The 13,780-nt window shown below is 72.7% G+C and carries 13 protein-coding genes; 3 read left to right on the top strand and 10 right to left on the bottom strand.

The features are described from left to right. Positions 1-32 precede the first annotated feature (32 nt). The 3 genes from N0B34_RS07720 (at position 33) to N0B34_RS07710 (ending at position 3,199) form a co-directional block, all read left to right on the top strand. Positions 33-815, top strand: coding sequence for a peptidylprolyl isomerase (locus N0B34_RS07720; RefSeq protein WP_263730767.1), 783 nt, complete (start codon positions 33-35; stop codon positions 813-815). Positions 816-1,282: 467 nt separating this feature from the next. Beyond that, a complete protein-coding gene (locus N0B34_RS07715; RefSeq protein ID WP_412175712.1) occupies positions 1,283-2,554 on the top strand; it encodes a DUF349 domain-containing protein in 1,272 nt (423 codons plus the stop codon). 87 nt (positions 2,555-2,641) lie between these two features. Beyond that, positions 2,642-3,199 (top strand): hypothetical protein, encoded by a 558-nt coding sequence (locus tag N0B34_RS07710; protein ID WP_263730766.1) that lies wholly within the window; start codon positions 2,642-2,644, stop codon positions 3,197-3,199. Between the two features lie 36 nt (positions 3,200-3,235). Here N0B34_RS07710 and N0B34_RS07705 read toward each other — a convergent pair whose 3' ends face one another. The 10 genes from N0B34_RS07705 to pdxT all read right to left on the bottom strand — a co-directional run bounded on the left by N0B34_RS07705 (position 3,236) and on the right by pdxT (position 13,759). Continuing rightward, a complete protein-coding gene (locus tag N0B34_RS07705; protein ID WP_263730765.1) occupies positions 3,236-5,545 on the bottom strand; it encodes a RelA/SpoT family protein in 2,310 nt (769 codons plus the stop codon). A gap of 143 nt (positions 5,546-5,688) precedes the next feature. Continuing rightward, entirely contained in the window at positions 5,689-6,252 is a 564-nt protein-coding gene (locus N0B34_RS07700; RefSeq protein WP_263730764.1) for an adenine phosphoribosyltransferase, read from the bottom strand. Next, a complete protein-coding gene (secF, locus tag N0B34_RS07695) occupies positions 6,249-7,346 on the bottom strand; it encodes a protein translocase subunit SecF (RefSeq protein WP_263730762.1) in 1,098 nt (365 codons plus the stop codon). The genes N0B34_RS07700 and secF overlap by 4 nt, the downstream gene beginning before the upstream one ends. Beyond that, complete coding sequence (gene secD / locus N0B34_RS07690; protein WP_263730761.1) at positions 7,346-9,307, bottom strand: protein translocase subunit SecD; 1,962 nt, start codon at positions 9,305-9,307, stop codon at positions 7,346-7,348. The genes secF and secD overlap by 1 nt, the downstream gene beginning before the upstream one ends. A gap of 66 nt (positions 9,308-9,373) precedes the next feature. Next, the gene (gene yajC, locus N0B34_RS07685) at positions 9,374-9,847 is read right to left on the bottom strand and encodes a preprotein translocase subunit YajC (protein ID WP_263730760.1); all 474 of its coding nucleotides are present in this window, start codon (positions 9,845-9,847) and stop codon (positions 9,374-9,376) included. A gap of 93 nt (positions 9,848-9,940) precedes the next feature. After that, on the bottom strand, positions 9,941-10,975 hold the full coding sequence (gene ruvB, locus N0B34_RS07680) for a Holliday junction branch migration DNA helicase RuvB (protein ID WP_263730965.1): 1,035 nt from the start codon (positions 10,973-10,975) through the stop codon (positions 9,941-9,943). Positions 10,976-11,006: 31 nt separating this feature from the next. Continuing rightward, the gene (ruvA, locus tag N0B34_RS07675) at positions 11,007-11,627 is read right to left on the bottom strand and encodes a Holliday junction branch migration protein RuvA (protein WP_263730759.1); all 621 of its coding nucleotides are present in this window, start codon (positions 11,625-11,627) and stop codon (positions 11,007-11,009) included. 76 nt (positions 11,628-11,703) lie between these two features. Continuing rightward, on the bottom strand, positions 11,704-12,270 hold the full coding sequence (gene ruvC, locus N0B34_RS07670) for a crossover junction endodeoxyribonuclease RuvC (RefSeq protein ID WP_263730758.1): 567 nt from the start codon (positions 12,268-12,270) through the stop codon (positions 11,704-11,706). A 64-nt stretch (positions 12,271-12,334) separates the two neighbouring features. Next, complete coding sequence (locus tag N0B34_RS07665; RefSeq protein ID WP_263730757.1) at positions 12,335-13,093, bottom strand: YebC/PmpR family DNA-binding transcriptional regulator; 759 nt, start codon at positions 13,091-13,093, stop codon at positions 12,335-12,337. Between the two features lie 63 nt (positions 13,094-13,156). Then, the gene (gene pdxT / locus N0B34_RS07660) at positions 13,157-13,759 is read right to left on the bottom strand and encodes a pyridoxal 5'-phosphate synthase glutaminase subunit PdxT (protein WP_263730756.1); all 603 of its coding nucleotides are present in this window, start codon (positions 13,757-13,759) and stop codon (positions 13,157-13,159) included. Between the last annotated feature and the right edge of the window lie 21 nt (positions 13,760-13,780).

Below are 13,780 nucleotides of genomic sequence, written 5' to 3'. Positions count from 1 at the left end.
CCCACCTGGCCCGCACATCACGAGGGGTGGGCGTGTCCAGCAAGCGGGAGCGGGAGTACGAGCGTCGGCGGCTCGAGAAGTGGCAGGAGCGCCAGGCTCGCGCGCGGGCCAAGCGCCGGCACCGCCAGCGGCTCGGGCTCGGGATCGGGTCCGCGGTCGCGGTCGTCGCCATCGTGGTGGTGCTCGTGGTGAGCCTGACCCGGGACGGCGGCAAGGCCACCGCCGCACCGAGCGTGACGCCCTCGGGCCAGGCGACGATCTCGACGGCGGCACGTACCGGCAACGGCGGCGTGCTGCCCGACAAGTCGCTCGCGCAGAACCGCACCTGGACGGCGAAGGTCATCACCAACAAGGGCGACATCACGATGACGCTCGACGGTGCTGCGGCACCGCAGGCGGTCGCGAACTTCGTCACGCTCGCCGGCCAGGGCTACTTCGACGCGACCAAGTGCCATCGGCTGGTCACCTCGGGCATCTACGTGCTGCAGTGCGGCGACCCGACGGCGACGGGCACGGGAGGCCCCGGGTACAGCTGGGGACCGATCGAGAACGCCCCCGCGGACAACGTGTACAAGGCCGGCACCGTCGCGATGGCGCGGCAGTCCGGCAACGGCAGCTCGATGGGCAGCCAGTTCTTCCTGGTCTACGCCGACTCGACGATCCCGTCGGACTCGGCAGGGGGCTACACCGTGTTCGGTCACATCACGTCCGGCCTGGACGTGCTGAAGGCCATCGCAGACGCGGGCACCGTGACGGTGGGCACCACCACCGCCCCGGCGTCGGACGTCATCATCGAGGGAGTGGAGACCCAGTGACGCAGAGCCCCCAGACGCCGACGGCGCCCGACGAGGACAGCGAGGCCACGACGGTCCCCACCACGGCGGAGGCTGCGAACGACGTCGACACCGCAGCCGGGCCGGCCCCTGAGCCGGTGACGGCACCCGCCGAGCAGCCTGCTGCTGCCGCCTCGTCCGACGAGGAGCCCGCTCCCGCTGACGGGGGTGGCGACGGCGCACCGACGGACGAGCCCGCCGAGGCGACGACCGCTGCGGACTCCCCCGAGGCGGCGGAGCGGGCGACGGCCGACGCACCGGTTGCCCCGGAGGCCGGGACCCCGCTGCCCGACTCGACCCCCGCACCGTCGGCCCCGGTTCCCGGACCCCGGCCGACCCCTCGGCCCGGTCCGCGCCCCACTCCCGCCTCGGTTCGGCCGGCGCCTCGCCCTGCGGGCCGACCGGCCGCTGTGGCCGCTCCGGCTCCAGCCGCCGCTCCGGTCGCGCCGGTGGACCCCGCCGAAGCGGCGCGCGCGGCCGAGTTCGGCCGGGTCGACGACGCCGGGACGGTGTTCGTCCGCGACGGTGAGGCCGAGCGCGAGGTCGGCCAGTTCCCCGGTGCCACGCCGGACGAGGCGCTCGCCCTCTACGTGCGCCGGTTCCTCGACCTGCAGGCCAAGGTGGTGCTGTTCGAGGCGCGGCTCTCCGCGACGGACCTCTCGGTCAAGGAGATCGACCAGACCCTCGCCAGGCTGACCGAGGAGCTGGCGGCGCCGGCGGCGGTCGGCGACCTCGCCGGGCTGCGCGAGCGCCTCGAGGCGCTGCGTGTCGTCGCCGCCGAGCGGCGTGCCGCCGCAGAGGCCGAGCGTGCAGCCGCCCGCGAGGCTGCAGCCGCCGCACGCACCACGTTGGTGGAGCAGGCGGAGAAGATCGCCGAGACGGACCCCAGCCGGATCCAGTGGCGTCCGGCGGGCGAGCAGCTCCGCACCCTGCTGGACCAGTGGAAGGAGGCCCAGCGTTCCGGGCCACGTCTGGACAGGGCGACGGAGGAGGCGCTCTGGAAGCGGTTCAGCCACGCGCGCACCACGTTCGACCGCGAGCGGCGGCACTTCTTCGCCGAGCTCGAGTCCCGGAACGCGGCAGCCAAGGGCGCGAAGGAAGCGCTCGTAGTGGAGGCGGAGCGACTGTCCGCGAGCACCGAGTGGGGGCCGACGGCGGGCGCGTTCCGTGACCTCATGACGCAGTGGAAGGCCGCCGGACGGGCCAGCCGCCCGGTCGACGATGCGCTGTGGGCCCGGTTCCGTGCCGCCCAGGACGCCTTCTTCGCGGCACGCGACGCGGCCAACCAGGCCACCGACACGGAGTACCAGGCGAACCTCGTCGTCAAGGAGGCGCTGCTCGCCGAGGCGGAAGCCCTGCTGCCGGTGCGGAACCTCGCAGCAGCCAAGGCGGCACTGCGTTCCGTGCAGGAGCGCTGGGAGGCGGCCGGGAAGGTGCCACGCGGTGACGTGCAGCGCGTCGAGGGCCGTCTCCGGGCGGTCGAGCAGGCCGTCCGCGAGGCGGACGACGCGCAGTGGCGCCGGACCAACCCGGAGACGCGGGCGCGCGCCGAGGGAGCCGCCGCGCAGCTCGAGCAGGCGATCGCCGGTCTCGAGGCGGACCTCGCTCGTGCCCGCGCCAAGGGCGACGCCCGCGCCGTGGCCGAGGCGCAGGCAGCGCTCGACGCTCGCCGAGCCTGGCTGGAGCAGGTTCAGCGCGCAGCACAGGACGCCCGGGGCTGAGCGCCTGGCAGCCGCCGTCGGGCACCTCGGTCGGGCTCGTCCACAGGGCGGTCAGCCGGTCGTCGTGCCCGACGGCATGCTGACGTCGTGTCCGCGCTCCATGCCCTCGTCCCCGTCCGCGTCCCCGTTCCCGAGCTGGTGCGCAGGAGCGACGTCGGAGCGCTGGCGTGGGCGGGCATGTGCCGCGACGGGACGATCGAGGTGCTGTGGGGCGACGTCGCCGTCGCCGTCGGGCTCGACGTCTCACCGACCATGCGGCTGGCTGCCGTCGCGGACGTCGTGCCGACCCGCGGGGTGGTCGGTCGGGCGAGCGCCGCATGGGTGCACCTCGGCGGTCCGGCACCGTCACGCGTCGACGTGCTCGTCCCGCCGCGGGGCCGGCGGACGGACCCCGACCCCTGGCGGTCGAGTGCCGAGGCCCCGCTCCCTGCGGAGGACGTCCTGACCCTGGGTCGCACCCGGGTGACGACCGTCCAACGGACCGGGCTGGACGTCGCACGGTGGCTGCCCGCGCCGCTGGCCGGCGTGCTGCTCGAGGGGCTGTGCGGGCTCGGGTTCGACCCCGCGGCGGCCCGGGCGCGGCTGGAGGAGGCCGCGGGAGGACGTGGGCTGCGGCAGGCTCGAGAGCTGCTCGGGCGGCTGTGACGACCCGGACCGGGCGGGCCACCGCGCCGCCGGCTCTCAGGCCCGGATGGCCGGCTCGTCCGCGGTACGGGCTCCGGTGATCCGGTAGACGTCGAACACGCCCTCGACCTTCCGGACCGCGGAGAGCACCGAGGCCAGGTGGGACGGCTCCGCCATCTCGAACACGAAGCGGGACAGCGCCACCCGGTCCCGGGACGTGGAGACGGCCGCCGACAGGATGTTGACGTGGTGGTCGGACAGCACCCGGGTGACGTCCGACAGCAGCCGGGACCGGTCGAGAGCCTCGACCTGGATCTGCACCAGGAACAGCTGCGAGCTCGTGTGACCCCAGCTGACGTCCACCAGTCGCTCGGGCTGGCTGCGCAGGTTGTCGACGTTGACGCAGTCGGCCCGGTGCACGCTGACACCGGCCCCGCGGGTGACGAATCCGATGATCTCGTCGCCGGGCACCGGTGTGCAGCACTTGGCGAGCTTGACCCAGACGTCGTCGACGCCCTTGACCACCACACCCGGGTCGCCGGTGCGCACCCGCCGAGCCGTCGGGCCGGGACGCGCAGTCTCGGCGATGTCCTCCTCCGCCGCCGGCTCACCGCCGAGCGAGTGCACCAACCGCTGCACGACGGTGCTGGCGGCCACCTGGTTCTCCCCGATCGCCCCGTACAGGGCGGTCACATCGGGGTAGCGCATCTCGTTCGCCAGCGCGACGAGCGACTCGTGCGACAGCAGCCGCTGCATGGGCAGGTTCTGCTTGCGCATCGCCTTGGCCAGCGCGTCCTTGCCGCGCTCGACGGCCTCCTCGCGGCGCTCCTTGGTGAACCACTGCCGGATCTTGTTCCGGGCGCGGGGGCTCTTGACGAATCCCAGCCAGTCGCGCGACGGGCCTGCGGTCTCGGACTTGGAGGTGAAGACGTCGACGACGTCGCCGTTCTCGAGCGTCGAGTCCAGCGGTACGAGCCGGCCGTTGACGCGGGCCCCCATCGTGCGGTGGCCCACCTGCGTGTGCACGGCGTAGGCGAAGTCGACGGGCGTCGATCCCTGCGGCAGCGCGATGACGTCGCCCTTGGGCGTGAAGACGTAGACCTCGGACCCGGCGATCTCGAAGCGCAGCGAGTCGAGGAACTCCGTCGGGTCCGCCGTCTCCTTCTGCCAGTCGACCAGCTGGCGCAGCCACGTCATGTCGCCGGCCGCCTCGGCGGTGCCGTTCTTCGCGTTCTCCTTGTACTTCCAGTGCGCCGCGACGCCGTACTCCGCACGACGGTGCATGTCGTGGGTGCGGATCTGGATCTCCACCGGCTTGCCGCCGGGCCCGATCACCGTGGTGTGCAGCGACTGGTAGAGGTTGAACTTGGGCATCGCGATGTAGTCCTTGAACCGGCCGGGGACCGGGTTCCATCGCGCGTGCAGCGCGCCCAGCGCCGCGTAGCAGTCGCGGACCGTGTCGACCAGGACGCGCACGCCCACCAGGTCGTAGATGTCGGCGAAGTCGCGGCCCCGCACGATCATCTTCTGGTAGATCGAGTAGTAGTGCTTCGGGCGGCCGGTGACCGTCGCCTTGATCTTCGCGGCCCGCAGGTCGGCGCTGACCTGCTCGCGGACGATCCCGAGGTACTCCTCGCGGGCCGGTGCCCGCTCGGCGACCAGGTGGACGATCTCGTCGTACACCTTCGGGTAGAGCGTCGCGAAGCTCAGGTCCTCGAGCTCCCACTTGATGGTGTTCATACCGAGCCGGTGCGCCAGCGGCGCGTAGATCTCGAGGGTCTCGCGGGCCTTGCGCTCGGCGGAGGCCGGTGAGACGAACTTCCAGGTGCGGGCGTTGTGCAGCCGGTCGGCGAGCTTGATCACCAGCACCCGGATGTCGTGCGCCATGGCGACGACCATCTTGCGGACCGTCTCGGCCTGGGCGGCGTCCCCGTACTGGACCTTGTCCAGCTTGGTCACACCGTCGACCAGCATCGCGACCTCGGGACCGAAGTCGGCGCGCAGCTGGTCGAGGGAGTAGTCGGTGTCCTCGACGGTGTCGTGCAGGAGGGCTGCGGCCAGCGTGGACGGCGTCATGCCGAGCTCGGCGAGGATGGTGGCGACCGCGACCGGGTGGGTGATGTACGGGTCGCCGCTCTTGCGCAGCTGCCCGCGGTGCGCCTTCTCCGCGACCGCGTAGGCCTGCTCGAGGATCGACAGGTCGGCCTTCGGGTGGTTGGTCCGGGCGGCCTGGAGCACCGGCTCGATCGCCGGCGACGTCGTCGTGCCGCGCCCGCTGAGCCGCGCGAGACGTGCGCGCAGCCGTGCGCTGGAGCCGTGGGAGTCTCCTGGGTCCGACTGCGCGGGCGCGACCTGCTGCTCCGTCATGTCGAACCCCCTCTCCCCCGCGGTCCCACTACCAACGCCGGACGCGGGTCACCGATTCCGTCCGGCGGTGCGGCACCGCTGTGTGCGTGCGAGTGTACGGCGGGACGTCCGGGGGTCGTCACGCAGCCCGTCCGGGCCGAGCATCACGGCAGGGTCAGCAGCGCGTCCACCGGGACACCGGGCACCTGGTCGCGACCTCGGAGCGCCGCCAGCTCGGCCAGGACGCCGATGCCCACCACCTGGGCGCCGCAGTCGGCGAACAGGCGCAGCGTGGCAGCCGCGGTGCCGCCCGTGGCCAGCACGTCGTCGAGCACGAGCACCCGGGAACCCGCCGGGACGGTGAACGGGTGCAGCTCCAGCGTCGCCGTTCCGTACTCCAGCTCGTAGGTCTCGGAGAGCGTCGGACCGGGCAGCTTGCCCGCCTTGCGCACCGGAACCAGGCCGGCGCCGAGCGCGACGGCGACGGGTGCTGCGAGCAGGAAGCCGCGCGACTCCATCCCCGCCACCAGGTCGACCGGGCCTGGCGCAGCCGCGGCCATGACGGCGACCAGGTCGGCGAACGCCTGTGCGTCGGCGAGCACCGGCGTGATGTCGCGGAACAGGATCCCCGGCTCCGGGTAGTCCGGGACCTCGCGCATCAGCTCCGAGACGCGTGCCGCGACGGCCGCACGGTCAGGGGCGCCGGACGGTGCGGCTGCCGCACTCACCGGCGCTTGCGACGCGGCTGGGCCGCGACGCCCTGGTGCGATCCGGGGTGCAGCGGACCGACGGTTCGGGTGGCGGCGCCCACGAGGGGCGCTTCGCCGGCAGCGGACGGGGAACCCGATCCGGTCCGGGCGGCGAGGACCCGGGCGCGGTGCGCACGCAGAGCGGGCTCCCGCTCCCGCAGCGTCACCTCGAGCGGGGTCGCCAGGAAGATGGACGAGAACGTGCCGACCAGCATGCCGACGAAGAGGGCGAGAGCGATGTCGCGCAGCGTTCCCGCGCCGAGGACGAACGCGCCGATGAAGAGGATCGACGCGACGGGCAGGAGCGCGACGACCGAGGTGTTGATCGACCGCACCAGCGTCTGGTTGACCGCGAGGTTGGCCTTCTCCGCGTAGGTGTAGCGCGACTGGTCGAGCACACCGTCCGTGTTCTCGCGCACCTTGTCGAACACCACGACGGTGTCGTAGATCGAGTAGCCGAGGATCGTCAGGAAGCCGACCACAGTCGCCGGCGTGACCTCCCAGCCGACCGCCGCGTAGACCCCGGCGGTCAGCGTGACGTCGTGGAACAGGGCGACCAGCGCCGAGACGGCCATCCGCCAGTTCCGGAAGTACAGCGTCATGACGGCCGCGACGAGCACCAGGAACACCACGAGGCTGGTCGCCGCCTTGCGGGACACGTCGCCGCCCCACGTCGGGCCGATGAACGTGCTGGTCACCTGCGTCTCGGGCACACCGTAGGCCTTCGCGAGCGAGCCCTTGACCTGCTCCACCTGGGTGTTGCTCAGCGTCCGGGTCTGCACGCGCAGCGCGCTGCTGCCCACCGAGCTGACGCGCGGCACCTCCTTGGTGTCGACAGCCTGCACCGTCGTGACTGCGAGCTGCTGGTCCTTGTTCGAGATGCCGGAGACGACGAACTCCGAGCCGCCGCGGAACTCGATGCCCGGGTTCAGCCCGGGGGCGAAGAGCAGCACCACGGAGCTGACGACGAGCACCGCGGCGACGACGTACCAGACGCGCCGGCGGCCGACGATGTCGTACGAGCGCCGACCGGTGTACAGGTCGTTGCCCCACTGGGCGAATCCGACGGCCATCAGTGCTCGTCCCCTTCGGTGGCGGTGGGCGTCTCGTCGGCACCGGCGTCGGTAGGCGGGCTGCCTGCCTGGGCTCGTCGTTGGGCGGCGCGCCGCTCGGCGATGGTCATTCCGCCGCCGGTGGCAGCCGCGGGGCCCGTGCCTGCGCCGGAGCCGACGGGCACGGGGTTGCGGCGACCGCTCCCCTGGTCGGTGGCCTCGGGGGCGGCCGTCGCGGTGGACTCGCCCGCGGTGACCACCCGGCCGCGACCGACGTAGCGGGTGGTCGGCACGCCGAGGCGCCGCGGGTCGAGGCCGGACAAGCGGTGGCCCTCGGTGAAGAACGGCCAGCGGCTGATGATCTCCATCATCGGGTGCGTGAAGGTGAACACGATGACCAGGTCGATGATCGTCGTGAGACCCAGCGTGAACGCAAAGCCGCGCACGCTGCCGACCGCGAGGACGTAGAGGACGACGGCGGCGAGGAAGTTGACGGCGTCCGACGCCAGGATGGTGCGCCGTGCCCGGTCCCAGCCGCGTTCGACCGCACCGCCGAGCGCGCGCCCTTCGCGCAGCTCGTCGCGGATGCGTTCGAAGTAGACGATGAACGAGTCGGCCGTGATACCGATCGCGACGATCAGACCCGCGACGCCGGGGAGCGACAGGCGGTAGCCCTGCGTCCAGGACAGCAGGGTGATCACCGCGTACGTGATGATCGCGGCGAGCACCAGCGAGGCGACGGTCAGCAGGCCGAGCACCCGGTACTGGACCAGCGAGTAGATGACGACCAGCACCATGCCGATCAGGCCTGCGAGCAGACCCTTCTGCAGCTGCTCGGAACCGAGCGTCGCCGAGATCTGCTGCTCGCTCTCCACCTGGAAGCTGATCGGCAGGGCGCCGAAGTTCAGCTGGCTGGCCAGGGTGGCCGCGCTCTGCCGGGTGAAGGACCCCGAGATCTCCGCCTGACCGTTGTTGATGACGCCGTTCATCGTCGGCGCCTCGATGACGAGGCCGTCGAGGACGATGCCGAACCGGTTGAGCGGCGCCGTCTCGCTGTAGAGCCGGGAGCTGACGTTCGCGAACTGGCTGGTGCCCGTCGAGTCGAACGAGAGCTCGACCACCCACTGGTTGCCCGTGCCGCCGTTCTGCAGCCGGTTGAGGCCGGAGGAGGCGCTGGCGATGTGGGAACCCTTGACCTCGACCGGCCCGAGGATGTACTTGGCGGTGCCCGCGGTGTCGCAGGTGACGAACGCCGCGTCGGCGGTCCCGTTCACGCCACCCGTGCGGTTCGAGGCCTGGGTGCAGTCGAGCTTGTCGAACTTCGCCTGCACGTCCGGCGTGACGTAGTAGGCGACGTCGCTCGGCGACGTCGGTCCGCTCGCCGACGGGGACGGTGCCGGCGTGGCGCCCGCGGAGGCCGCAGGGCTCGCGCTGGCGGACGCGGCGGGGTTCGCCTCGGCCGTCGCGGTGGCGGACGGCGTCGCGGCCGGGGTGGCGGGGGCCGTGGCGGCGGACGACGGGGTCGACCCTGGTGTCGGGGTCGCGGAGGCCGTCGCGGACGGCGACGGACCCGGGTTGCCGACCTGCAGCACCGGCCGGAACTCCATCTGGGCGGAGGTCCGCACCAGGTTCAGCGTCTCCTCGGACGGGTGGCCGGGGAGGGCGACGACGATCTTGTTGCCGCTCTGGCTGGTGATCTGAGCCTCGGCGACGCCGGAGGAGTCGACACGCTGCCGGATGACGTCGATCGCCTGGTTGATCGTCGTCGAGGTCACCTGGCCGGCCTGCTGCGCGACCGGCGTGAGGATGATCTGGGTGCCGCCTTCGAGGTCGAGGGCCAGCTTGGGCGCGAACGTCGCGGAGGACCACTTGGTCCCCGCGACGATCGCGGCGAAGGCCACGACGATCAGGACGCCGAGCGTGGTGAGCGTGCGGACCGGGTGTTGCCGGCGTGTCGGAGCGGCCAACGTCTTCTCTCTCATGCGCGCACCGGCGACGCCTGCCGCCGGTGGGGACGAGGCCGAGGGCGCGTCCCCCGGCCGGTGCTGCTACTTGGTCTGCGGACCACCCTCGCGGTCCGGACGGTCACCGTCGGTGGTGGTCGGCTCCTCCGCGGTGCCCGGCTCGTCCGCAGCGGACGGCGTGCTCGTGCCCGCGGCGGGGCGGGTGCTGTCCTGGGTCGGCAGCGGCTCGAGCGACGAGATGTCGTCCGGCACGTCGATGAGCTCGTCCTCGTCGTCGTCCGACTCGCCGATCTCGGCGACGACGGGCTCGATCTTCTTGGAGATCGCGGCGCGGAGCCAGCGGGTACGGCTGCCGGGCGTGGACTCGAGAGTGATGACGTCGCCCTCGACCTCGACCACGGTGCCGAACAGGCCCGAGCCGGTCATGACCTCGTCCCCTGGCTGCAGGGTGTTGCGGAACTCCTGCGCCGCCTGCTGCTGCTTGCGGGTGCGCCGCGACATGAACCACATCGCGCCGAACGCCAGCGCGATGATGATGTAGAAGCCGGTGTTGCTCATGGGCGCGCGAGTCTCCTGCAGATCGGGTGTGTCCGCCGCAGTCTAGGCGCCGCGACTGGTGCCTCCAACGCGCATCGGTCCCATGCAGTTCCGTCAGGCGAAGAGGGTGTCCGTCGGCTGTGGTGGTCGCAGACCGAGGTGCTCCCAGGCGGCGGGCAGCGCGACCCGGCCACGGGGGGTGCGGCCCACCAGCCCCTCACGGACGAGGAACGGCTCTGCCACCGTCTCCACCGTCTCCGGCTCCTCCCCCACGGCGACCGCCAACGTCGTCAGGCCGACCGGTCCGCCCCCGAACCGCGTGCACAGGGCGCTCAGCACTGCTCGGTCGAGCCGGTCGAGGCCGCGCTCGTCGACCTCGTACACGGCGAGGGCGGCGCGGGCAGCCGCGAGGTCGAGGCGCCCGTCGCCGCGCACCTCCGCCCAGTCGCGCACGCGCCTCAGGAGCCGGTTGGCGATCCGCGGCGTGCCGCGCGACCGCGAGGCGATCTCCACCGCCGCCGGACGGTCGAGCGGGACGCCGAGCAGGCCGGCCGAGCGCACCAGCACCTGCTCCAGCTCCGCGGCGTCGTAGAAGTCGAGGTGGCCGGTGAAGCCGAAGCGGTCCCGCAGCGGTGCCGGGAGGAGCCCCGCTCGGGTCGTCGCGCCGACGACGGTGAACGGTGGGAGCGCCAGCGGGATCGCGCTCGCGCCGGCGCCCTTGCCCACCATCACGTCGACCCGGAAGTCCTCCATGGCGACGTACAGCAGCTCCTCGGCCGGCCGGGCGAGACGGTGGATCTCGTCGAGGAAGAGCACCTCCCCCTCCTCCAGGGAGGACAGCACCGCGGCGAGGTCACCCGCGTGCTGGATCGCCGGACCGCTGGTGACGCGCAGCGACGTGCCGAGCTCGGCGGCGATGATCATCGCGAGCGTCGTCTTTCCCAGCCCCGGCGGTCCCGACAGCAGCACGTGGTCGGGCGCCTTGCCCCGCGCGGTGGCCGCCTGGAGCACGAGCGACAGCTGGTCGCGGACGACGCGCTGACCGACGAACTCGTCCAGCCGTCTGGGGCGCAGCGCGGCCTCGGCGGCCCGCTCGACGTCGTCCGCCCCCGACCGGACCAGCGAGTCGGCCCGGAACCGTTCGGTCACGGTCTCCTCGGGCGCGTCGCCGTAGGTGGGCTCAGCCACGCGCACCGCCCAGTGTGCGCAGCGCCGCCCGGAGCACGCCGGCGACGTCTTCGGCGGCGATCGGCTCCGTGCTGCCGTCGAGCACCGAGGCCACCGCGTCCTGCGCCGTCCGCGCCTGCCAGCCGAGGCCGACGAGCGCCTCGACCACCTGGTCACGGCGGTCCGAGGGTGCGGCCGCCGGTACCGGGCCGGCCGCGGCAGCGCGCACGGCGGGGGCGCCCAGGCGGTCGCCCAGCTCGAGGACGATGCGTTGCGCGCCCTTGCGACCGATGCCCGGGACGCGTTGGAGGGCGGCGAGGTCCTCGTCGGCCACCGCCCTGCGCAGACCGTCCGGGGTGTGCACGGCCAGCATGGCGAGGGCGAGCCGCGGCCCGACGCCGCTGACCGTCTGGACGACCTCGAAGACGTCACGCTCGTCGTCGTCGGCGAAGCCGTACAGCGTCAGGGAGTCCTCCCGGACGACCAGCGTCGTGGACAGCGTCGCGGCGCTGCCGACGCGGAGGCCGGCGAGGGTCGTCGGCGTCGCCTGCACGAGCAGGCCCACACCCCCCACCGCGAGCACGGCGGAGTCGAGCCGAACTGCCAGCACGGTGCCCTGGATCGAGGCGATCACCGCGGCCTCCTGTCTCCGGGTCGTCGTCGGCCGCCATGCTGCCACACCGGAGCGAACACGTGTACGAACGACACGGTCAGCCGCGCCGGCGCGACGCCTGCTCCGCGGCGGCCCACGCGCGTTGCGCCGGGGTGAGCGAGCCGGGTGCACGTTGCGGAGCGCCCAGCGCGCCGGCCGGACGCCACAGGTGGCAGATGGCCAGCGCCAGGGCGTCCGCGGCGTCGGCCGGCTTCGGCAGCTCCGACAGGTCGAGCAGTCGCGCCACCATCGTCTGCACCTGCGCCTTGCCGGCGGTGCCGCTGCCCGTGACGGCGGCCTTCACCTCGCTCGGCGTGTGCAGCGCCACAGGGATCCGTCGGCGCGCCGCTGCCACGAGCGCGATGCCGGCGACCTGGGCCGTCCCCATCACCGTGCGGACGTTGTGCTGGGCGAACACCCGCTCGACGGCGACCGCGTCCGGAGCGTGCTCCTCGATCCACTCCTCGAGCTGCTGCTCGATGCGCCAGAGGCGCTGGTCGACCTCGGCGGTGGGCTCCGAGCGGGCGACGCCGACCGCGACCAGTCGCAGCTGACGCCCGGGCATGCCGTCGACGACGCCGATGCCGCACCGGGTCAGGCCGGGGTCGACTCCGAGGACGCGCACGTGGTGATGATGGACCGCGCCCGGCAGCCGCGGTGCGCGACGTGCCGGGCGGCGCCGTGAGGCGTCAGTCCTCGTCCTCGAGCTGGGCCATGACCTCGTCGGAGGCGTCGAAGTTCGTGTAGACGTTCTGCACGTCGTCCGAGTCCTCCAGCGCGTCGATCAGGCGCAGGATCTTGCGGGCACCCTCGGCGTCGACCTCGACCTGCATCGACGGGTAGAAGACGACGTCGGCCGAGTCGTACTCGATCCCCGCGTCCTGCAGCGCCGTGCGCACCGGCACCAGGTCGGTGGCCTCGCTCAGCACCTCGAAGGTGTCGCCGTTGTCGGTGATCTCCTCGCCGCCGGCGTCGAGCACGGCCTCGGTGACCGAGTCCTCGTCGGTGCCCTCCTTGGGCACGATGACGACGCCCTTGCGCGAGAAGAGGTAGGAGACCGAGCCGGGGTCGGCCATCGTGCCGCCATTGCGGGTGAACGCCACACGCACGTCGGACGCCGCGCGGTTGCGGTTGTCTGTCAGGCACTCCACGAGGACGGCGATGCCGCCGGGGCCGTAGCCCTCGTACATGATCGTCTGGTAGTCGGCGCCGCCGGCCTCCTGGCCGGAGCCCCGCTTGACCGCACGGTCGATGTTCTCGTTGGGGACCGAGGTCTTCTTGGCCTTCTGGATGGCGTCGAACAGCGTCGGGTTGCCCGCCGGGTCACCGCCGCCGGTACGGGCCGCGACCTCGATGTTCTTGATCAGCTTCGCGAAGAGCTTGCCGCGCTTCGCGTCGATGACGGCCTTCTTGTGCTTGGTGGTGGCCCACTTGGAGTGACCCGACATGTGCTGCTACCCCTCAGTCCTCGTGCGTGCCGGTGGTCGCGGGCCGGGCGGCTCCGCCGCCGCTCATCGGTCCCCGCGCACCATCTCGACGAACAGTCGGTGCACCCGCGTGTCCCCGGTCACCTCCGGGTGGAACGACGTGACGAGCAACGGGCCCTGGCGCACCGCGACGATCCTACCGGCGGCATGGCCGCCTTCGACCCGACCGAGGACCCGGGCGGCCGGCCCGACCTGCTCGACCCAGGGCGCCCTGATGAACACCGCGTGCACCGGTTCACCCTCGATGCCCTCGATCGACAGGTCCGTCTCGAACGAGTCCACCTGCCGGCCGAAGGCGTTGCGGCGCACGGTGACGTCGAGACCGCCGAGCGTCTGTTGGTCCGCGGTGCCGTCGAGCACGCGGTCGGCCAGCAGGATCATGCCGGCGCAGGACCCGTAGGCGGGCATCCCGTCGCGCAGCCGCTGCTGGACGGGCCCGAACAGGTCGAACGCCCGCAGGAGCTTGTCGATGGTGGTGGACTCGCCGCCAGGCAGGACCAGGGCGTCCACCGCGTCCAGCTCCGACGTCCGGCGCACCGGCACGCCCCGCGCCCCGACGGCGGTGAGGGCGGCGACGTGCTCGCGCACGTCTCCCTGCAGGGCGAGGACTCCGACGGTCGTGGTCACGGGGAGCGATCCTAGGTCGGT

Source organism: Cellulomonas sp. SG140 (assembly GCF_025770785.1).
Lineage (GTDB): Bacteria > Actinomycetota > Actinomycetes > Actinomycetales > Cellulomonadaceae > Cellulomonas.
The sequence above is the reverse complement of the archived record's forward strand: the minus strand, read 5'-3'. Positions and strand labels throughout refer to the sequence as shown.